Source organism: Hymenobacter humi (assembly GCF_042665855.1).
GTDB classification, from domain to species: Bacteria; Bacteroidota; Bacteroidia; order Cytophagales; family Hymenobacteraceae; genus Hymenobacter; species Hymenobacter humi.
In genome coordinates this window covers 390,338-408,733 of sequence record NZ_JBHTEK010000001.1, presented here as the reverse complement: position 1 = coordinate 408,733, position 18,396 = coordinate 390,338, and the positions used below count along the sequence as shown (strand labels likewise).

At 63.4% G+C, this 18,396-nt stretch carries 18 protein-coding genes and 3 pseudogenes; 13 read left to right on the top strand and 8 right to left on the bottom strand.

Annotated elements, in window-relative coordinates:
* The first annotated feature begins 48 nt into the window (after positions 1 to 48).
* Positions 49 to 360: a hypothetical protein gene (locus ACFQT0_RS02215; protein WP_380200024.1), complete on the top strand. Its 312-nt coding sequence runs from the start codon at positions 49 to 51 to the stop codon at positions 358 to 360.
* Positions 361 to 427: 67 nt separating this feature from the next.
* On the opposite strand, the gene ACFQT0_RS02210 is transcribed toward ACFQT0_RS02215, so the two are convergent.
* A complete protein-coding gene (locus tag ACFQT0_RS02210; protein ID WP_380200022.1) occupies positions 428 to 742 on the bottom strand; it encodes a hypothetical protein in 315 nt (104 codons plus the stop codon).
* Between the two features lie 527 nt (positions 743 to 1,269).
* On the opposite strand from ACFQT0_RS02210, the gene ACFQT0_RS02205 reads away from it, so the two are divergent.
* From ACFQT0_RS02205 to ACFQT0_RS02170, 8 genes are all read left to right on the top strand, one after another.
* Complete coding sequence (locus tag ACFQT0_RS02205) at positions 1,270 to 1,734, top strand: GNAT family N-acetyltransferase (RefSeq protein WP_380200020.1); 465 nt, start codon at positions 1,270 to 1,272, stop codon at positions 1,732 to 1,734.
* 96 nt (positions 1,735 to 1,830) lie between these two features.
* Positions 1,831 to 2,958: a TPM domain-containing protein gene (locus ACFQT0_RS02200; RefSeq protein ID WP_380200018.1), complete on the top strand. Its 1,128-nt coding sequence runs from the start codon at positions 1,831 to 1,833 to the stop codon at positions 2,956 to 2,958.
* On the top strand, positions 2,943 to 3,203 hold the full coding sequence (locus tag ACFQT0_RS02195; protein ID WP_380200016.1) for a hypothetical protein: 261 nt from the start codon (positions 2,943 to 2,945) through the stop codon (positions 3,201 to 3,203). The genes ACFQT0_RS02200 and ACFQT0_RS02195 overlap by 16 nt, the downstream gene beginning before the upstream one ends.
* A gap of 128 nt (positions 3,204 to 3,331) precedes the next feature.
* A complete protein-coding gene (locus ACFQT0_RS02190) occupies positions 3,332 to 3,865 on the top strand; it encodes a GNAT family N-acetyltransferase (RefSeq protein ID WP_380200014.1) in 534 nt (177 codons plus the stop codon).
* 51 nt (positions 3,866 to 3,916) lie between these two features.
* On the top strand, positions 3,917 to 4,684 hold the full coding sequence (locus ACFQT0_RS02185) for a creatininase family protein (RefSeq protein ID WP_380200011.1): 768 nt from the start codon (positions 3,917 to 3,919) through the stop codon (positions 4,682 to 4,684).
* Between the two features lie 72 nt (positions 4,685 to 4,756).
* The gene (locus ACFQT0_RS02180; protein WP_380200010.1) at positions 4,757 to 5,218 is read left to right on the top strand and encodes an HAD family hydrolase; all 462 of its coding nucleotides are present in this window, start codon (positions 4,757 to 4,759) and stop codon (positions 5,216 to 5,218) included.
* A gap of 26 nt (positions 5,219 to 5,244) precedes the next feature.
* Positions 5,245 to 5,394: an HAD family hydrolase gene (locus ACFQT0_RS02175; RefSeq protein ID WP_380200008.1), complete on the top strand. Its 150-nt coding sequence runs from the start codon at positions 5,245 to 5,247 to the stop codon at positions 5,392 to 5,394.
* Between the two features lie 53 nt (positions 5,395 to 5,447).
* Positions 5,448 to 5,792: a DUF433 domain-containing protein gene (locus tag ACFQT0_RS02170; RefSeq protein ID WP_380200006.1), complete on the top strand. Its 345-nt coding sequence runs from the start codon at positions 5,448 to 5,450 to the stop codon at positions 5,790 to 5,792.
* Between the two features lie 24 nt (positions 5,793 to 5,816).
* Here the strand turns inward: ACFQT0_RS02170 and ACFQT0_RS02165 are convergent, their stop codons facing one another.
* The 5 genes and pseudogenes from ACFQT0_RS02165 to ACFQT0_RS02140 form a co-directional block, all read right to left on the bottom strand.
* On the bottom strand, positions 5,817 to 7,277 hold the full coding sequence (locus tag ACFQT0_RS02165; RefSeq protein ID WP_449272034.1) for an MFS transporter: 1,461 nt from the start codon (positions 7,275 to 7,277) through the stop codon (positions 5,817 to 5,819).
* 67 nt (positions 7,278 to 7,344) lie between these two features.
* Positions 7,345 to 7,710: pseudogene (locus ACFQT0_RS02160) on the bottom strand (MFS transporter); the annotation flags it as partial.
* Between the two features lie 151 nt (positions 7,711 to 7,861).
* Positions 7,862 to 8,950, bottom strand: a complete 1,089-nt coding sequence (locus ACFQT0_RS31500) for a LacI family DNA-binding transcriptional regulator (RefSeq protein ID WP_449272033.1) — start codon at positions 8,948 to 8,950, stop codon at positions 7,862 to 7,864.
* Positions 8,951 to 9,147: 197 nt separating this feature from the next.
* Positions 9,148 to 9,867 carry a pentapeptide repeat-containing protein gene (locus ACFQT0_RS02145; protein WP_380200004.1) on the bottom strand — a complete coding sequence of 240 codons (720 nt, stop codon included), beginning with the start codon at positions 9,865 to 9,867 and terminating at the stop codon, positions 9,148 to 9,150.
* A gap of 43 nt (positions 9,868 to 9,910) precedes the next feature.
* Complete coding sequence (locus tag ACFQT0_RS02140) at positions 9,911 to 11,983, bottom strand: ExeM/NucH family extracellular endonuclease (RefSeq protein WP_380200002.1); 2,073 nt, start codon at positions 11,981 to 11,983, stop codon at positions 9,911 to 9,913.
* A 218-nt stretch (positions 11,984 to 12,201) separates the two neighbouring features.
* Here ACFQT0_RS02140 and ACFQT0_RS02135 point away from each other — a divergent pair, with 218 nt between their 5' ends.
* From ACFQT0_RS02135 to ACFQT0_RS02125, 3 genes are all read left to right on the top strand, one after another.
* The gene (locus tag ACFQT0_RS02135; protein WP_380200000.1) at positions 12,202 to 13,422 is read left to right on the top strand and encodes a Gfo/Idh/MocA family protein; all 1,221 of its coding nucleotides are present in this window, start codon (positions 12,202 to 12,204) and stop codon (positions 13,420 to 13,422) included.
* A gap of 189 nt (positions 13,423 to 13,611) precedes the next feature.
* On the top strand, positions 13,612 to 14,466 hold the full coding sequence (locus ACFQT0_RS02130; RefSeq protein ID WP_380199998.1) for a pirin family protein: 855 nt from the start codon (positions 13,612 to 13,614) through the stop codon (positions 14,464 to 14,466).
* A gap of 120 nt (positions 14,467 to 14,586) precedes the next feature.
* Entirely contained in the window at positions 14,587 to 15,033 is a 447-nt protein-coding gene (locus tag ACFQT0_RS02125) for a hypothetical protein (protein ID WP_380199997.1), read from the top strand.
* A 54-nt stretch (positions 15,034 to 15,087) separates the two neighbouring features.
* On the opposite strand, the gene lysA is transcribed toward ACFQT0_RS02125, so the two are convergent.
* The gene (gene lysA, locus ACFQT0_RS02120; protein WP_380205884.1) at positions 15,088 to 16,161 is read right to left on the bottom strand and encodes a diaminopimelate decarboxylase; all 1,074 of its coding nucleotides are present in this window, start codon (positions 16,159 to 16,161) and stop codon (positions 15,088 to 15,090) included.
* 194 nt (positions 16,162 to 16,355) lie between these two features.
* On the opposite strand from lysA, the pseudogene ACFQT0_RS02115 reads away from it, so the two are divergent.
* A pseudogene (locus ACFQT0_RS02115) lies at positions 16,356 to 16,883 on the top strand (DinB family protein).
* A 74-nt stretch (positions 16,884 to 16,957) separates the two neighbouring features.
* On the opposite strand, the pseudogene ACFQT0_RS02110 reads toward ACFQT0_RS02115, so the two are convergent.
* Positions 16,958 to 18,048, bottom strand: a pseudogene (locus ACFQT0_RS02110) (NADH:flavin oxidoreductase/NADH oxidase).
* Positions 18,049 to 18,396: the final 348 nt, after the last annotated feature.

The following is an 18,396-nucleotide window of genomic DNA, read 5'->3' as shown; positions in this document are numbered from 1 at the left end:
CTACTCCGCTACTATATTTGATTGTATCCCACTTTCCACGCCCCACCCATGCTGAAGCTCCTGTTAAGTGTCGTTTTTACGGTGATGGTTTCCCTGGCCGCACTGGGCAGCCCGCCCAGTGTGGTGCTGGTGCAGTATCGGGGGTACCAGGAGGATATTACCGTTACGCGGGGCGCACAACAAACTGAAAGAATCAAGCCTCCCACGGCTTTAGGTAAAAACAAAAACGCCAAGGTTGAGCAGCTGCACGCGCTATTCACCAAGCTCTACGAAGAAGGCTACACCCTGCAAAACAGCTCAATGTTTAAGTCTGCCAACACCAGTGAGGAATTGGTGACCTACGTTTTCGTGAAGCCCTAGCGGCCGCAGTTGCTTAAGCAGAAGTAGGAGCGGGCGGCACGGGAACCTGCCCCGGCGGCCCCAGCGCTCAGGGAGCAACAATGGGCACGTTCACGCTGCTCAGCCAGGCGTAGGCCGCGGCCACTTCATCAAAGATTGCGACCTGGGGCCGCTGCACGCTGAGGCTCGACATCATGTCCAGGTTGCCGCGGCAGCTGAGCAAGGGGCTGCTTACCCACGCCACGTAGTCGAGGCCGGTTTCGGCCACCTGCGGAAGAAAATCATAGGCCACCCACCGGGCCAGCTCCCAGCTGGTTTCGGTGATGTGCGTATTGTCGTTCAGGGCTTTGCGAGCGCCGGTTTGTTCGATAAGCTCAAATAGCTGCTGGCCGGCGGCTTGCACCAGCTCAATTCCTGCGGACCCTTCCAGTCGAGGTAGAGCCAGGCGTTGTCGTCGTCGTAATGTACGTCGAGGACTTCCGAGGTTAATAAGAGGGCTATCGGCATTAAGCAGGGCTATGGGTGCAAACGAGCAAATAAAGATACGCCACGCTCAATAAAGTCTCATGAGTTGCTGAAATTATTATATTACCTAATCAATGCCGGCCCGTAAGAGAAAGCATCTGCCCGATGCGCACCAAAGTGGCTCAACTTCCGGCCATATAGCTCAACTTCTCGCCGGCCGCCCACCGCCCGATGCCGAAGCTTGTTATATCCTTGGGCGCCCTGTGCCCAAAGCCTTGGCAAGGCGCTACCCTTCTACTTTTGCCCGCTTATGATTCCGCTGATTTTCCATACACCCCGCCTGATGCTGCTGGCCGCCAGCCGCGCCCTGCTCACGGCCGAGCTGCATAAGCCCCAGTACTTCCCCGTGCTACTGGGCGCGGCCATGCCCGCCGACTGGCCCCCGGCGAGTACGACCGCGCAGCCATGCACTACTTCCTGGAGCAGCTCACGGCCGGCGGCCGCACTGCCGCCGGCTGGTACGGCTGGTATGCCCTGCACAAAGCCACGGCCGAGGCGCCGCGCACCCTCATCGGCGCCGGAGGCTTCACCGGCCCGCCCAACGAGGAGGGAATGGCAGAAATTGGGTATTCCATCGCGGCCGACTGGCGCCGGATGGGCCTGGCCACCGAGCCTGGTGGCCGGCCTCGTGCAGCACGCCGCCGCCACGGGCATGGTGCGCCGGCTGGTGGCTCACACCGACCCCGACAACGTGGGCTCGCAGGAAGTGCTGCTCCGCAACGGCTTTGTGCCCGTGGGCGTGGCCCCCGACGGCCGCACCCGCTTCGAGCGGGCCGTGGAGCCGGCCGCCGATGCTTCGGCGGAACTTCCCGGCGGAGCGTAGGACCGCCAGGGGGAGTCCTGCCGAGGGATTTGGGGAGCCAATTATAGAATTGACACCCGAAAAGGTGCGCCAAAACAGCTAACTGAACGCATGAGCCGTAAAAGGCACGGAATTACCCTTGGTTTCACCTTAGCCCTTTCGTCATGCATCGTCTTCTGTTTCTTTTTCTGCTCTTTGTATCGGCTGGGCTGAGTGGGCCCGCCGCTGCCCAAACGGGCTCGGCCGAAGGGCTGCCGCCCCGGCCTTCGCCCTTCCAGTTCGTGAACGACCGGGGCCGCCTGATGGCCCCGGGCGATGTGAAAAAGCTGGAAAGCGGCCTGCGCCGCTACGCCGAAAACACGGGCACGCAGGTGGTCGTGGTGACGGTGCCCTCCCTGGGCGGCCGCGACGTGGCCGACTACGGCCGGGCCCTGGGCACGGCCTGGGGCGTAGGCCAGCGCGACAAAAACAACGGTGTGGTGGTACTGGTGAGCGCCCAGGACCGCAAGGTGACCATTCAGCCCGGTAGCGGCCTGCGCGACCAGATTACCCCGGCCGTTACCAACCGGGCCATTGCGCAGATGTCGCCCAGCTTCAAGCAGGGCAACTACTTCGCGGGCCTGCGGGCCGGCCTCAACACCATCATGCTGGCCGCCAACCCCGGTTCGGCGCCGGAGTCGGCCACCGGGGCTTCGCCCGCCACGGCCGGCACGGCGGCCGGCGTAGACGCCGGCGGCGCTCCGCTGGACGACCAAGGGCGCACGCCCGTGGCCACCGCCCCCAACGACCCCATGCTGACGCCTCCCACCTCGGAGCCTGACTCGGGCCCCGGCATGGGCACGATACTGCTCATTGCGCTGGTAGTCGGTGGCATCATCTACTTTTGGTGCGCATGCTGCGCAGCCGCAAAGCAGCCGCAGTGGCCAACAACATGCCCCAGGGCAACCCCAACGGCACGCCCAATTTCTTGCCGAATAACCCCAACAACCCCAACAACCCCAACAACCCAAATAACCCCGGCGGAGCGCCCAATTTCCTGCCCAACCGGCCTAACGGCCCGGCCGGCCCCGGCGGCTACGGGCCCGGCCAGGGCCCCGGCAACTACGGCGCTCCCAACCAGAGCGGCATGGGCGGCGGTATGGGCATGGGCGGCATGCTGGCCACGGGAGCCGCGGCCGCGGCGGGTGCCTACCTCGGCAATCGCATGGCGTCAGGCCACGAAACGTCGGGTAGCCACCTGGCCGGCGATGGCACGGGCACCGGCAGCAACTACGGCATGGGTCCCGGCATGACCCCGGGCGCCGCCGGTGCCGCCGATACCGGCGCGGCCGGCGACTATTTCTCCACGCGGGATGGCGGCGCGGCCGACACCCCGGCCCCGGACTATTTTGCGGACGATACCACGAATAACTCCGGCGATTTTTCTCCTCCGACGATAATTCGTCCTACGACGACCCCAACTCCGGGGACATGGGCGGCGGGGGCTTCGACAGCACCGACGACAACAGCGGCTCCTGGTAGCGGGAAGTTGAGCTGAAAAAGAAACGGGCCCCGTTGCGAAAAGCGGCGGGGCCCGTTTCTTTGCCCGGCCGTCGCTTTCGCGGCGGCGGCTTCCCGCTTCAGGCCGCAGGGCCGCTCTTCCCCATGCTCAACAACAGTAGCCCCGTGCCGTCCGCCGTTCCGGTGCTGGAAACTGCCCGTTTGATTATGCGCGGCTACCGCGTCGATGACTACCCCGCGTTCCTGGCCATGCACCAAGAACCGGCCTTCTACCGCTACCTCAGCCCCGCGCCCATGCCCCAGGAAGAGGTGTGGAAAAACATGCTGCGCAGCGCCGGGCACTGGGCCCTGCTGGGCTACGGCTTCTGGGCGCTCGAGGAAAAAGCCACGGGCCAGTTCATTGGCGGGGTCGGGTACCTGCATCTCAAGCGCGACCTTGACCCGCCGCTGGGCGACGCCCCGGAAATGGGCTGGGTGCTGGCGGCCGGCGCGCACGGCAAAGGCTACGCCAGCGAGGCCGTGGCCGCCGCCATTGCCTGGGGCGATGCCTACTTCGACCACGCCCGCACCGTGTGCATCATCGACCCCGAAAACGTCGCCTCGCTGCGGGTGGCCGAGAAGTTTGGCTTCCGCGAATACGCCCGCGTGCCCTACCACGGCGAACCCATTGTCCTGCTCGAACGCCCCGGCAAGCAGTAAGCAAGCAGGCCGGCCAGGTCTGAAAAACAGCATCATCCTTTCCCTTTAGCCATGGCTCCACGCCCCTACATCCTCGCCGAAACCACCTGGGAAACCGTTCGGGAAACCAACTACGAAGTCGTGGTGCTGCCCTGGGGCGCCACCGAGGCGCACAACTACCACCTGCCCTACGCCACCGACAACTACCAGTCCGACTACGTAGCCGCCGAGGCCGCGCGCAAGGCCTGGGAGCAGGGCGCCAAAGTGGTGGTCTTGCCCAATATCCCGTTTGGCGTGAACACGGGCCAGCTCGACATCACGCTGGATATGAACCTGAACCCCAGCACGCAGCTGGCCATTCTGCGCGACCTGGTGCAGGTGCTGGCCCGGCAGGGCATTCCCAAGCTGGTGGTGCTGAACGGGCACGGCGGCAACGACTTCCGCCAGATTCTGCGCGAGCTGCAGGCCGAATTCCCCACGGTGTTTCTCAGCACGCTCAACTGGTTTAAGGCCGCCGACCGCAGCCAGTACTTCACCGCGCCCGGCGACCACGCCGATGCCCTGGAAACCAGTGTGATGATGCACATTGCGCCGGAGCTGGTGCGCCCCCTGTCCGAGGCCGGCGACGGGGCGGCCAAGCAGTTCCGCATCGCGGCGCTGCGGCAGGGCTGGGCCTGGGCCCAGCGCGAGTGGAGCAAGGTATCGGCCGATACCGGCGTGGGCAACCCCGCTGAGGCCACGGCTGAAAAAGGAGAGGCCTTTCTGGAGGCTGTGACCACCAACATCGGGCAGTTTTTGGTGGAGCTGGCCGCAGCCGACCCGCAGGATTTGTACGAGTAAACAGCAGGGTAGGGAAGGGCGTGCTTGGCCCGTAGCGGCCATCTTTGCCTTTCCAACCCTTGATGCCTGCCCATGCCCACTCGTTTCGATAGTGTGATTTTTGACCTCGACGGCACGCTCTGGGACGCATCGGCTGCCATCACCCGCGCCTTCCAGGCCGCCAGAAACAGCGTCGACTACATCGACAACGACGTGACGCTGGCCCAGGTGCAGGCCGTGACGGGCCAGCCCTACGAGGTGGTGTACGAGCGGCTGTTCCCCAACCTGCCGGCCGACAAATTCGACGAGTACCGGGCCCTGTGCGCCCGCCAGGAGCTGGCCGCGGCTCAGCAGCACGGCGGCACGCTCTACCCGGGCCTGGAAGCGGCGCTGGCCTACCTGCGCGGCCGCGGCTACCGGCTGTTCATCGTCAGCAATTGCCAGTTGGGCTACGTGGAGGCGTTTTTGAACGCAGCCGCCTGGGCCATTACTTTGAAGGGCACCAGTGCTTCGGTACCAAAAAGCTGCCTAAGTCCGAGAACATTCGGGAAGTAGTAACGCAGTATAATTTGCAAGCGCCCGTGTACGTGGGCGATACCCCCGGCGACCTGGCAGCGAGCCGCGCGGCCGAGGTGCCGTTCATCTTCGCCACCTACGGTTTTGGCCGCGTCGAGGCCGCCGAAACGCCGCTGCGCATCGACCAATTAGCTGAATTGCAGCAGCTATTGTAGCCGCAGGCGGCCACAAGTTTTGGCGCTCTCGTTGAGCTTTGTACATTAGTCTCATGAAGCTTTCGGCATCTCCGCGCATCACCGTACACCCCGAAATTTGCCAGGGCCAGCCCACCGTGCGGGGCCTGCGCTACCCCGTGTGGCAAGTACTGGAGTGGCTGGCGTTGGGCATGACGGAAGCCGCCATAATAACCGAATACCCGGAGCTCGAACCCGAGGATTTCCGGGCCTGCCTGGCCTTTGCCGCCGCACGCCTCAAGCCCCTGGGCCAAACGGCGCCTTGCCACGCCGAGGAAGACTCCGAAGAGTGGGTGCGCACCCGCCAAAGCCAGTGGCTGGCCGAGCAAAGCTTCCTGAAGCAACTCTGGGAGCGCGGCCAGCCGCTGCCGGAAGGCTGAGCGCGCTGTTTGCCCACCAGAACGTCATGCAGAGCGCAGCGAAGCATCTTTACTGCGACGGTAATCCTGGTCGTCTGTCAATAATCGACTGTCATGCTGAGCGGAGCGAAGCATCTTCTCACATTCGGACGACACGTTCAGAGGTGATAAGAGGCTTCCTTCGGGACGCCAGATAAGCATGACAGACGATTGATTGAATACTGCTGCAGGCGAGATGCTTCGGCTGCGCGGACGCCAGATGAGCATGATGGATATTTCCCTCAGCGCTGGCTTTCCTGCGTTTGCATGGGCGTGGCCATTTCCACGTTCGATGTATTGGGGAAGGCCAGGAAGTGCGTGACGCGTGGCGCGTTGGGCCCGCTGTGAAACTGCTGCACCTGGGCCTCCACGGCCAGGTCTTCCTTGGTGAAGCGGTGGTGCTGGCGCTGGTGCTCGCCCCAGGTGGCCACGTAAAAACTCGGTGATGAGCGTGGGGTTGGCGATGTCGGAAAACACGCCCGCGCGCAGGGCACCGTCGCGCAGCCGCAGGCGCTTGAGCCGCTCGCTTGCTTCCTTGAAGGCGGGCCAGTTGGCGGGCTCCACCAGGTATTCTATCATCACCACCACGGGGCCGTCGTCGGGGTCGATGTTACCATTGGCGTCGGGGTCGGGCCAGTGCTCAGCGGGCGCCAGGTTCAGGCCTTCGGCCGGCAGCATGGGGAAGGGAATGGCCAGCAGGGCGCTGACCAGCATCCAGCCCGCAGCGGCTAGCAGCGCAATGGTGAGGGTGGTGTGGTCGGCCAGCTCGCCCCACACCAGGCTGCCCACCGACAAACCCGCCTGAAACACCAGCATGTACACGCTAATCACGCGGGCCTGCACCCACTTGGGCACGCTCAGCTGCACGGTGGTGCTGAAACTAGTCATCACCATCAGCCAGGCAATGCCGGAAAGAAACATCACGGCGTAGAGCACATAAATCTGCGTGACGAGGGCCAGCGCCAGGTTGGTGCCGGCAAAGGCCAGCACGCCCAGCAGCACGCGCTGGTTGAAGTTGAGCCGCGCCCCGGCTCGCCCCATCAGGAACGCGCCCGTAACGGCCCCGGCGCCCAGCCACGAGAGCATCACGCCGTAGTGCCCCGAGCTCAGGTGCAGCTTGCGCGCCACTACCACCGACACCAGCGCCCACATGGCCGCCGCCCCAAACGAAAAGGCGAACGTGCGCACCAGCACCCCATAAATCGACGGCGAGTACTGCACGTAGCGCAACCCCGCCCGCAAGGCGCCCATAAAGTTCTCGGCCGGCCCGCTCACGGTGGTGGCTTCGCGCTTCCAGAAATACACCACGGCCCAGGTGCCCAGAAACGACACGCCATTGAGGATAAAAACCCAGCCCGAGGAGTAGTAGGCAATAATGGCCCCGCCCACGGCCGGCCCAATGGCCCGCGCAATGTTGTTGCTGACCCCATTGAGGGTGATGGCCGAGGGCAGCGCGTGGCGCGGCACCAGGCTCGGTGGTCACGGTTTGCCAGATGGGGGCGTTCAAGGCCGCGCCCATGCCCAGCAGAAACGTGAAGCCCAGCACGCCCAGCGCCGAAATGCCGCCCGTGAGCGTGAGCACCCCCAGAATGGTGGCCACCACCGCCATAAAGCCCTGCGTGAAGAGCAGCAGCTTGCGCCGGTCTATCAGGTCGGCCATGGCCCCGGAGGGCATGCTCAGCAAAAAGGCCGGCAGGCTGGTGGCCGTTTGCATGAGCGCCACGAGCAGAGCCGAGGTCGTGAGGGTGGTGACTAGCCACACGCCGGCCACGTTCTGCATCCAGGTACCCACATTCGAGACCAGGCCCGCAATCCAGATGGCCCGGAAAAGGGCGAAGGTGAAGGGCGTCCACAAGGTGGTTTGAGGAGCCGCCGGTGGAGAAGGAGAAACAGAAGGCATGGCAGACAACCAGAAATTACCCTTTCTAAACAAGCAGAGGGGTAAAGCGATTTACGGCTGCCAGGCGCAAAGAGGTATTGTGCCGGCCAGTGAAATGGGTAGAGACGCAACATTTTGCGTCTCGTCGGCCGCGCCGTTTGGCCGTCATCGTTCAACGGCGAGACGCAAAATGTTGCGTCTCTACCTCGTTCTGACGGCCCGACTTTACCGGCGCTGCGAGGACTCGCGCACCAGCAGCTTGGGCTTGAGCACGATGGGTTTGGGCGGGCCCACGCGGTTGGGGCCACTTTTCAGCATCTTTTGCAGCAGCTGCACCGCCGTTTTGCCCATTTGCTCGCAGCGCTGGTCCACGCTGCTCAGCATGGGCTCGGTGAGGGTGGTGAACATCTCGTTGCTGAAGCCCACAATGGCCAGGTCCTGCGGCACGCGCAGCCGATGGGTCTTGGCCACTTGCAGGGCGCCCACGGCCGCGAGGTCGTTGGACGAAAACAGGGCGTCGGGGCGCTGGGGCAACTTCAGCAGGCTGGCGCATGGCCTGCATGCCGCCTTTCTGGTTCATCTCGCAGAACACAATCAGGTCCTCGTCTACGGTGAGGCCGTGCGACGTGAGGGCGTCGCGGTAGCCCTGGTGGCGGTTTTTGTGGATGTTCAGGTGCAGCGGCCCGCTGAAGTGGGCCACGCGCGTGCAGCCCTGCTCAATGAGGTGGGTTACCACCTGGTAGGCGCCCTGGTAGTCGTCGAGCACCACGGCGCTCACGTTGCTGCCTTCAAAGTCCTCCACCACCCGGTCGAAAAACACCAGCGGAATGTTCTGCTGGCGCACCGCCTCGAAGTGGCCGAAGTCGTGCGTGCTGTTGGCCAGCGACACCAGAATGCCTTCCACCTGCGAGTTCATCAGCAGGTCGATGTTCTTGTGCTCCTGGGTCGAGTCTTCGTTCGACTGGCATATCATCACGTTGAAGCCCAGCTTGGCGGCTTCGGTAGCGATGCCGTGCACCACCTGCGGAAAAAGTGCCCCGTGATGTGCGGCACGAGCACGCCCAGCGTGTTGCTGCGGCCGCGGCGCAGGGCGGCGGCCGCCTGGTTGGGCTGGTAGTGCAGCTCTTCGGCCAGCCTGGCGCACCCGGGCTTTGGTGGCTTCGCTCACGTCGTCGTGGTCGCTCAGGGCCCGCGAAATGGTGGAAGGCGAAAGGCCCAGCGTCTTGGCCAGGTCGGTAATGGAAGCGCGGCGATTGGCCATCTGGTGGTTGTAGCAAGGTGAATAAATACCCGCGCCGCGGGCTGGCACCAGCGGCGACAAGCCCTGACACTGCCGGAAAAGGCGGGTGAGCGCCCCAACGGGCTCCGGCACTGCGTGCTGACAATTGACCGGAAGCAGGCGAGCAGCTTAGTCGCAAAGCTGCTCCTTCCGGGTGTAGATGGGAATTCTATTGCAATCTACTTCCCGCAGCGGTATCGGACCGGCTGGAAAAGGAAAATTTTGTTTTGCCCGCTACGGAGGAGGTTATCCTCCGTCACTTGTGCCCTGATTTCGTGAGCCATGCGCGCGGCGGCTACTCCACCACCAGCCCAAATTTGGCCACCACGCCCAGCAGGCCCTGCAGCGTGAAGCGGGCGTTCAGCAGGCTGGTTGCTTTCCGGGTCGATGGTGAAGCCGGTGGCGGAAGTGAAGTCGGCGCCCACCAGCAGGGTTTTCTGGAAGACCGCGCCGGCCAGCGAACAGTCCTCGAACACGGCCGCCGACAAATCCGCATCGGCAAAATCGGCTTCGTCCAGCGAGCAGCGCACGAAGCGCGTGGCCGGCATCTTGCGGCCCGCAAACGAGGCGTAGCGCATCTGGCACTGGTCGAAGTGCACGCCAAACAGCATGTCGCGGCACGCCGTGAACTGCAGCCCCAGCAGCTTGCACTCCTCAAACGCCACGTTCTGCAAAGCCGTGCCCGCCAGCCCTGCCGACGACAAATTGCAGCGCTCAAACAAGCACTCCGAAAAGCGCAGGTTGCTCAGGTTGGCCCCGCTAAAGTCGCAGTTGACAAAGCGGTACTCGTCAAACTCGGTATGGCCGGCCAGGTGCCGCGCGTCCCAGCGCTCCACCACGTTCTCGGCCGGAAAGTAGTGGGGCTTGCGGGCAGCAGCGGGTTTGCGGCGTTGTTTCATGGGAGCGGAGTGAGGGCGCAAAAGTAGGTTATGGGCTGCCGCACTACAGCTTCACCACGCGCTGCGCCTGGCTGAAACCAGCGCTACTGAGCCGCACCAGATAAGTGCCGGGAGCCAGTTGAGCCGTACGGCGAGTCATGTCGGCCTGAATTGCCTCGGCGGTGCCGTGCAGCAAAAGCACGCGCCGGCCCAGCATCGACAGCACTTCCAGCGTCAGGAGTTGCTTGTCGGCAATGCCCGCGATGCGGACGCTAAACGCGCCCGAAGCCGGGTTGGGAAATACTTCAAACCGCACGTCAGCTTTGGGTTTGGCAGCGGCCGTTACCACGCCCGAGAAGTTCAGCCCGATAAGCACCGGGTCGTGGTCGGAGGAGCGGAAAGGGCTGCTGGTGTTGGTGGCGGCGCCAGCCACGTCGTACTGCAGAAAATCGGGCTCGCTGGCGTTGATGTGCCACTTCTCCACGGCCGCGTGGCCCACCAGGTTGCTGCTGAGTACGGCGTGGTCGAGGGACCCGCTCAGGCCGTTGAAGACGTAGGAGGTGCTGCCGGGGGAGCCAGCTACTACCAGGCCTGCGGCGCGCAGAATGTCCATGGTGTCTTCTTCGTAGTGCGCGTTGTAGTCGCCCACGCTCACCACGTAGCACGTACCGGCCGGCCGCACCGTGCTGTTGATGAACTGCACCAGCCCCGTGGCCTGGCCCTTGCGCCGCAGGTTGGAGGCTCCCTGTCCGTCGCCCTGGTCGGCGTTGAGGCCGGAGCCGCTGCCTTTGGATTTGAAGTGGTTGACGACGAGGGCGAAGGTGTCGGGCGCCGCGGTTCGGTTGGTGGTGAAAAGTTGAGCCACCGGGGGCCGCTCAAACACGCCGGTGACGGTGGCGACGAGGACGTTGCCGTAGGGTGTGACCGCGGCCGGCTTGTACAGAATAGCGCAGCGGATGAGGTCGGTGTCGTTGGGCTGGCGCAGGGTGCCGTCGTTCACAAAGGCGTAGGTGCCGGCACCCACGGCCTGGTTCAGCCCGCTCACCAAATCCTGCAAAGCCGAATTAGGGCCGGTGCCGTCGTTTTCTATTTCAATCAGCCCCACGACGTCGGCGTTCATCTGGGCAAGGGCGGCGATGATTTTGCTGCGCTGGCGGTTGAAATCGGCCAGCGTGGTGGCCCCGCGCGAAGTGGGAAAGCCCCCGCCCAGGCCGTCGCCGTTGAAATAGTTGAGCACGTTGAAGCTGGCCACTTTCACGTCAATCGGCCCGAAAGTGGGCACCGGCGGGCGCAGCGCCGTCACTACGGGCGCATCGGGCCCGGGCAGCGGCTGCACGCGCCACTGGCTGTTGCCGTAGCCCAGAATGCCGCGCAAGCTGGCCACGGTGCTGCCCACGCGCACGGTTTGGGTGGCGGCGTCGAGGTAGGGGATGGGCAGCGGGTTGGTGGTGGCGCGGCCGTCATCCAGGATGAGCGTCTTGTTCACGTTGGCGGCCTGGTAGGCATTCACGGCGGGCACGTTGCTGGTACCGGTGCTGCTGGTGCCCGCGGCGGGGTCGTCGTTGGGGTCCACAAACTGAGTGGGCTGGTACGCCAGGCCCTGGGTGGAAATGTCCAGCTCACCGCGCGATTTCAGGGCCGACACGTCCGTGACCGTAACCGGCGCCGAAAACTGCACCAGCATGCCCTCAAACCGCTCGGCTGTGGCCACCGAAAAAGTGCTGTTATCCAAGACAGTGAAAGCCGGCAGCGCCGCAGCTCCCGACAGCACCGTAATAACTGGCTCTGTGAGCACGGCTTGGTTGAACGACGGCGTGGAGGCCGTTTCCTGCACTGCGCCGGTTACGCGCACCTTGCTGCCCGCGGGCACGGTGGGCGCCGCCTGCACCACAAACAGCGCATCGGAAGTGGCGGGGTCGCCGTCGGCGCTGGCGGCTTCGTTTTGCACGTAGAAACCGGCCGGATTCAGGCCAGCGTACACGCCCGTCACCACGCCTTCGATGGTGTAAGTGCCGGCAGTAGCCAATGCCCCGGCGCCCTGAATAACCCCGATGGGAGTGACTTGCTGAGCCAGCGCCGCCGTGAAGCTGAAAGCACAGGCAGAAAATAGGAATAAGGCCTTAGTAAAGAGTTTCATCAAACGAGCAACGGAGCTGGAAAACAGGGTCCTAAATGTATTGCTATTTCAACTCATAGCTCAAGTAAAGGGTGAGGGAGGCAGGAGCCGAAGGCGGTGGCCAGCCAGAAGAGCCGCCTGGCCGACCTACGCCGGTTCCGGCTTGGTATTCCGGCTCAACTTGCAACACCAAACGGAAAAAGGTACGTAAGGCTTAGCTCCACATTTTCCTTTCGCCCATGCCCCGACCAACCCCTGCCGTCAAAGCCAAACCCACTGCCAAACCCAAGAAGGCGCCGTCCTCCGCCTCGCTCGAAGTAGCGCTGCCGCCCCTGAACGCGCCCACTGAGCCGCAAAGCGCCGGCCCGCCTAACCCCGACGCCGTAGACCAGCGCGTCGGCTTTGCCCTGGTGGGCCTGGGCACGCTCACCCTCGAAGAATTGCTGCCCGCATTCGGGCAGTGCAAGCACGCCCGGCCGGTGGCGCTGGTGAGCGGCGACCCCCGCAAGATGAGCAAGGTGGCTCGCCAGTACGGCATCAGGGCCAGCGGCTGCTACTCCTATGAAACCTACGACCAGCTCCGGGACAACCCCGAAGTGGAGGTGATTTACATCGTGCTGCCTAACTCCATGCACGCCGAGTTCACCATTCGCGGAGCGCAGGCCGGCAAGCACATTCTCTGCGAAAAACCCATGGCCAACTCCGTGCAGGAGTGCGAGGACATGATTGCGGCCTGCAAAAAAGCCGGTAAAAAGCTCATGATTGCCTACCGCATTCAGTACGAGCCGCTCAACCGCATGGCCCGGCAGCTGGTGCGCGACAAAACCTACGGCCGCGTGAAGATGATTGACGCCATGAACTGCCAGAACCAGGCCCACGACAAACAGTGGCGCCACCAGAAAAAGCTGGCCGGCGGCGGCTCCCTGCCCGACGTGGGCCTCTACTGCCTCAACACCACGCGCTTCCTGCTGGGCGAAGAGCCCAACGAGGTGTTTGCCAGCATCTACAGCACCCCCGGCGACGCCCGCTTCAAGGAAGTGGAAGAAAACGTCAGCTTCATGCTGCGCTTCCCGAGCGGCGTAATTGCGAACTGCGCCACCGGCTACGGCAGCTTCAACGCCAAGCGCTACGCCGTGTACGCCGAAACCGGCACCATCAAAATGGACCCAGCTTTCACCTACCGCGGACTGCAGCTGGAAAAGGAACACGCCCCCGACGGCCAGCAAGTGCAGGAAAAGCCCCAAAACCCGCACAAGGACCAGTTTGCCCTCGAAATAGACCACATGGCCGAGTGCGTGCGCCAAAACAAAACGCCCTACACCCCCGGCGAAGAAGGCCTGCAGGACCAGCGCATCATGGAAGCCATCTACCAGTCGGCCAAGGAAAACAAGCCCGTAAAGCTGCCCGTGGTGAAGAAGCTCGATGCCTTCCGCGGCACGCCGCCCACGGAGGAGGACTAAACTTTAGCCGGGTGCTTGGTCTTATTGGGCCGTGTTATGCAGAAATGAACGTCATGCAGAGCGCAGCGAAGCATCTTTACCTCGGTAGTAAATCTGATTAGTTGCGCAGTAAAGATGCTTCGCTGCGCTCTGCATGACGTTTCTATTTATAAGCAGCTTCTTCTTTCTGCCCTCCAACCTCCACCACAAATGCGCACCATCAAGCAGCAGCACCGCGCCGTGAGCGCCCCCATTGCCGACCTCACGACCTTCCGGGCTCTGCCCACGGAATCGGTGGAGCACCTCGACCCGTTTCTGTTTCTGAACCACCACGGCCCGCAGGTGTACCGGCCCAACAACCGGGGCCTGCCCTTTGGCCCGCACCCGCACCGGGGCTTCGAAACCGTGACCTTTATCCTGGAAGGCGACATTTTGCACAAGGACAGCAGCGGCCACGAAAGCGTGATTGAAGCCGGCGGCATTCAGTGGATGACGGCCGGCAGCGGCCTGATTCACGCCGAGGTGTCTTCAGACAATTTCAAGAAGGAAGGCGGCCCACTCGAAATCCTGCAGCTGTGGGTAAACCTGCCAGCCAAGGACAAGATGGTGGAGCCGCGCTACATCGGCCTCCAAAAAGATGAAATTCCAACGGTAAAGCTCGACGACGGCCGCGTCACGGTGCACGCGGTGTCGGGCAACTGGGCGGGCACGGCCGGTGCGGTGCAGCCCCTGGCCGACGTGCAACTGGCCTGGCTCAACCTGCAGGCCGGCGCCCGCATTACACTACCCATCGCAGCGGCGCGCACCGTTTTCTTCTACGTAGTGCGCGGCAGCCTGCGCGTGAACGGCACCGATACCAAGGCCCTGCAGCTGGTGGAGTTCAACCACGACGGCGACGCGCTGACCATCGAAGCCAGCACCGACACCGTGCTGCTATTGGGCCACGCGCTGCCGTTCAACGAGCCCATCGTGTCATACGGGCCCTTTGTGATGAACAGCGAGGCCGAGATTCAGCAAGCCTACCGTGACTACCAGCGCGGCGCCTTTGGTACCTGGCAAGGGTAGGGCCAGGTAAAAAATGTGGCGCTGGGCGCAACCCCGGCCGGTAGTTTGTGGTTGGGGCTTCGGCCGAGCGCCGGGGCAGTGCTCTGGCGAGCCGGGGCGCTTGGCCTGTTACCGTTTATTTTGCTGCGTAAGTTGTTGAGCCACAAAAGCACCCGCTCCCTTTATTTCGAAAACAGCATCGGTCGGATTTGGGAGGAGCCCGGGGATTCCTGCGGCTGGAATACCGTGCCGGCCCGCGCGAGCCTGCTGCAGTTTCGGGCCCTGCTCACGCACGCTGCGCAGGCCCTGAGCCGGCGGCACTGGGAAAAAATGCTGGTTGACCAGCGCGCCATGGCCCCCTTCAATGCCAGCGAGCAGGAGTGGATGGCCACCGAATGGCTGCCCCGCGCCGTGGCCGAGCACGGCTACCGCTACGGCGCCGTCCTGCTGGCCCACGACGTGTTTGCCCGCCTCGCCATGAACCAGTACGTCATGGCCAGCCGCCAGCTCCACCACGTCTACCGCACCTTCGACACCGAAGAAACAGCCGTGGCGTGGCTCCTAAACCCGACGAAGCACCTAGGCTAGACCGCTGGGGCGGGCACCGTGGTTTCGGCATCTACCTGCCCGGCCAGCAGGTCTTCAAAGGTCTGGCGGCGGCGGATGAGCCGCAGGCTGGCCGTCTTCCAGCAGCACCTCGGCGGGGCGGGTGCGCGAGTTGAAGCTGCTGCTCATCTCGAAGCCGTAGGCGCCGGCGTTGTGGAAAGCCAGCAGGTCGTTTTCGCGAATTTCGGGCAGCAGGCGGTCCCAGGCAAAGGTGTCGGTCTCGCAGATGTTGCCCACCACCGTGTACAGCCGCTCCGTGCCCTTGGGGTTGGTCAGGTTGCTGATGTGGTGGTAGCTGTCGTAGAACATGGGCCGAATCAGGTGGTTGAAGCCCGAGTTCACGCCCGCAAACACCGTGGCGGTGGTTTGCTTCACCACGGCCACGTTCACGAGCAGGTAGCCGCTTTCGCTCACCAGGTACTTGCCCGGCTCAAACCAGCACTCCAGCGGCCGGCCGTATTCTTTCTCAAAGCTCTTGAAGGCCTCGGCCACTTGCTTGCCGAGCGTGGCCACGTCGGTTTCGGCATCGCCGGGCTTGTAGGGCACCTTGAAGCCCGAGCCCAAATCCAGAAAGTCCAGCTCCGGGAAGCGGCCGGCGGCATCGAACAGAATTTCCAGGGCGCGCATGAACACGCCCACGTCCTTGATTTCGGAGCCGGTGTGCATGTGCAAGCCCTTTACGTGCAGGCCGGTGCCCTTCACCACGCGCTCGAGGTGGCGCAGGCGGTGAATGCTGATGCCAAACTTGCTGTCGATGTGGCCGGTTTGAATCTTGTAGTTGCCGCCCGCCTCGATGTGCGGGTTCAGGCGCACGCACACCGGATAGGAGCCGCCAAACGCCGCGCCGAACCGCTCGAGCAACGAGATATTGTCAATATTCAGGTTTACGCCCAGGTTTTTGGCTTCCACCAGCTCCTCAAATGTCACACTGTTGGGCGTAAAAAGGATGTCGTCGGGCGCAAAGCCCACGTGCAGGCCCAGCCGCACCTCGTTGATGCTCACGCAGTCCAGCCCCGCGCCCAGGCCGAGGATGTGGCGCAGAATGGCCACGTTGCTCAGGGCTTTGCAGGCGTAGAAAAAGCGCGTTTTGTGCCCCGAGAAGCCCTTTATAAGCTTGTTGTACTGACCGGTGATGGTCGCGGAGTTGTAGACGTAAAGGGGGTGCCGAACTGGTCGGCCGCAGCGCGCAGCGCATCGTTAATACCTGACATAATCACAAAAGTAAGGCCCGCAGCGGCGCCTTATATAAACCTCAGGCCGATAGTACATTCACGGCCCGGCCATAGTTTCCCGCTTTCCTGTTTATGCCCAATCCCGAAACCCTAGAAGTGTGGCTGCGCGGGCCCCTGCCCGGCGTGCCCCCACTGCTGCAGCCCGTGGCCCACGCCCTGCTGCAAGCCCGCGAAGAACTCACCGCCGCCTTCCACGACTTTCCCTCCGAGCCTGCTCAACGAGCGGCCCGCCGGCGTGGCCTCGGTAGGCTTTCATTTGCAGCACCTCTCCGGCGTGCTCGACCGGCTGCTGACCTACGCCCGCGGCGAAGCCCTGATGGCCGAGCAGCTGGCCGCGCTGGCTGCGGAGACCCCGCCACTACTCGTTGGAGCGGACACACTGACGCAGCTGGTGCAGCGCTTCAGTACGCATGTTGATAATGCTTTAGCTCAACTTCGCACCACCCCGAAAGCTCCCTGACGGAGCCGCGCGGGGTAGGTCGGGCCCAGATTCCTTCCACCCATATCGGCTTGCTGGTGCACGCTGCCGAGCATACCACGCGGCACCTGGGCCAGTTGCTGGTGACAGCCAAATGGGTGCAGAGTGTAGCTTACAAATAGATTTTAACTAAAAGAACGGTCATGCTGAGCGCAGCCGAAGCATGACCGTTCTCTATCTTCTGGCAGCTCAACTGCTAGCGCGGTCCAGCAGCCACATGCGCCCGCGGCTTGGCGCGCTCGTACTGCACCGGCCACGCCATCTCTACGCCCACTCGTGCGCTGCGAAAAGCGGGAAGTACGGCTCGCGCAGAAACTCGCGGGCCAGCAGCACCACGTCGGCCTGGCCGTTCGCCAGAATGGCCTCGGCCTCGGCGGGCGTGGTGATGAGGCCCACGGCTCCCGTCAGGATACCGGTTTCCTGCTTGATGCGCTCGGCGAACTGCACCTGGTAGCCGGGGCCCACGGGAATGGGCGCCTTGGGCACGTTGCCGCCGGTGGAGCAGTCTATCATGTCCACACCGCGCACTTTGAGCATGGCGGCCAGCTGCACTGATTCGTCGGCGTTCCAGCCGCCCTCGGTCCAGTCGGTGGCCGAGAGGCGCACGATGAGCGGTAGCTCCTCGGTCCAAACTTCGCGGGTGGCGGCCACCACCTCCAGCAGCAGCCGGATGCGGTTTTCAAACGAGCCGCCGTACTCGTCGGTCCGGTGGTTGCTCAGGGGCGACAGAAACTCGTGCAGCAGGTAGCCGTGGGCCGCGTGCAGCTCAATTACCTGGAAGCCGGCTGCCAGCGCCCGAATCGCCGCCGCCTGAAAATCGGCCACGACCTGCTGAATGCCTTCCGTGCTCAGGGCGTGCGGCACGCCGTAGTTGGGTGCAAACTCAATGGCGCTGGGGCCCACCGGAATCCAGCCGCCTGCGTTTTCCGGTACCCAGCCCTCGCCTTTCCAGGGGCTGTAGGTGCTGGCCTTGCGGCCAGCGTGCGCCAGCTGAATGCCCGGCACCGAGCCCTGGGCCACTATAAACGCCGTGATGCGCTGCAGCATGGGCAGGTGCTCGTCTTTCCAGATGCCGAGGTCGTCGGGGCTGATGCGGCCTTCGGGCGACACGGCCGCGGCCTCCGTGATGATAAGGCCGGCGCCGCCCACGGCACGGCCGCCCAGGTGCACCAGGTGCCAGTCGTTGGCAAAACCATCGACGCTGCTGTACTGGCACATGGGCGATACAACAATGCGGTTTTTCAGAGTAACGCCGCGCAGGGCGAAGGGTTCAAATAGCTTGGGCATAAGACAAATGGAAGGGGAGATGCGAAGCTGTGTAAACCGATTTTCGGCCGTTTGGGTTGTAGCGGGCGGGTTTTTGGGGTTGAGCCGTGCAAAAGTTCGGGCGTGTTTCCGGGCCCTTGGGCAGGGCGTGGCCAGCCGGTTAGTTGTCCTGCTCAGCTTGCATTTCTAAAACTCCTGCCTAACTTGCCACTACATTCACCGCCACCATGCTCCAGACGCGCTACTTTTTCGGCTATTATTACTTCTACGCCACCGCGTAGAACGAGCCGCCGTTTGTAGCCCCCACAAACACTACCAGCGCCGCTCGTTCACCGAGAAGGCGCTTTTTTAATGCCCGATTCGCAGATG

Coding starts and splice junctions, on each gene's coding strand:
- ACFQT0_RS02215 (WP_380200024.1), top strand. CDS start 49: ATGCTGAAGCTCCTGTTAAGTGTCGTTTTTACGGTGATGGTTTCCCTG.
- ACFQT0_RS02205 (WP_380200020.1), top strand. CDS start 1,270: ATGCACTACTTCCTGGAGCAGCTCACGGCCGGCGGCCGCACTGCCGCC.
- ACFQT0_RS02200 (WP_380200018.1), top strand. CDS start 1,831: ATGCATCGTCTTCTGTTTCTTTTTCTGCTCTTTGTATCGGCTGGGCTG.
- ACFQT0_RS02195 (WP_380200016.1), top strand. CDS start 2,943: ATGGGTCCCGGCATGACCCCGGGCGCCGCCGGTGCCGCCGATACCGGC.
- ACFQT0_RS02185 (WP_380200011.1), top strand. CDS start 3,917: ATGGCTCCACGCCCCTACATCCTCGCCGAAACCACCTGGGAAACCGTT.
- ACFQT0_RS02180 (WP_380200010.1), top strand. CDS start 4,757: ATGCCCACTCGTTTCGATAGTGTGATTTTTGACCTCGACGGCACGCTC.
- ACFQT0_RS02170 (WP_380200006.1), top strand. CDS start 5,448: ATGAAGCTTTCGGCATCTCCGCGCATCACCGTACACCCCGAAATTTGC.
- ACFQT0_RS31500 (WP_449272033.1), bottom strand. CDS start 8,950: ATGGCCAATCGCCGCGCTTCCATTACCGACCTGGCCAAGACGCTGGGC.
- ACFQT0_RS02145 (WP_380200004.1), bottom strand. CDS start 9,867: ATGAAACAACGCCGCAAACCCGCTGCTGCCCGCAAGCCCCACTACTTT.
- ACFQT0_RS02140 (WP_380200002.1), bottom strand. CDS start 11,983: ATGAAACTCTTTACTAAGGCCTTATTCCTATTTTCTGCCTGTGCTTTC.
- ACFQT0_RS02135 (WP_380200000.1), top strand. CDS start 12,202: ATGCCCCGACCAACCCCTGCCGTCAAAGCCAAACCCACTGCCAAACCC.
- ACFQT0_RS02130 (WP_380199998.1), top strand. CDS start 13,612: ATGCGCACCATCAAGCAGCAGCACCGCGCCGTGAGCGCCCCCATTGCC.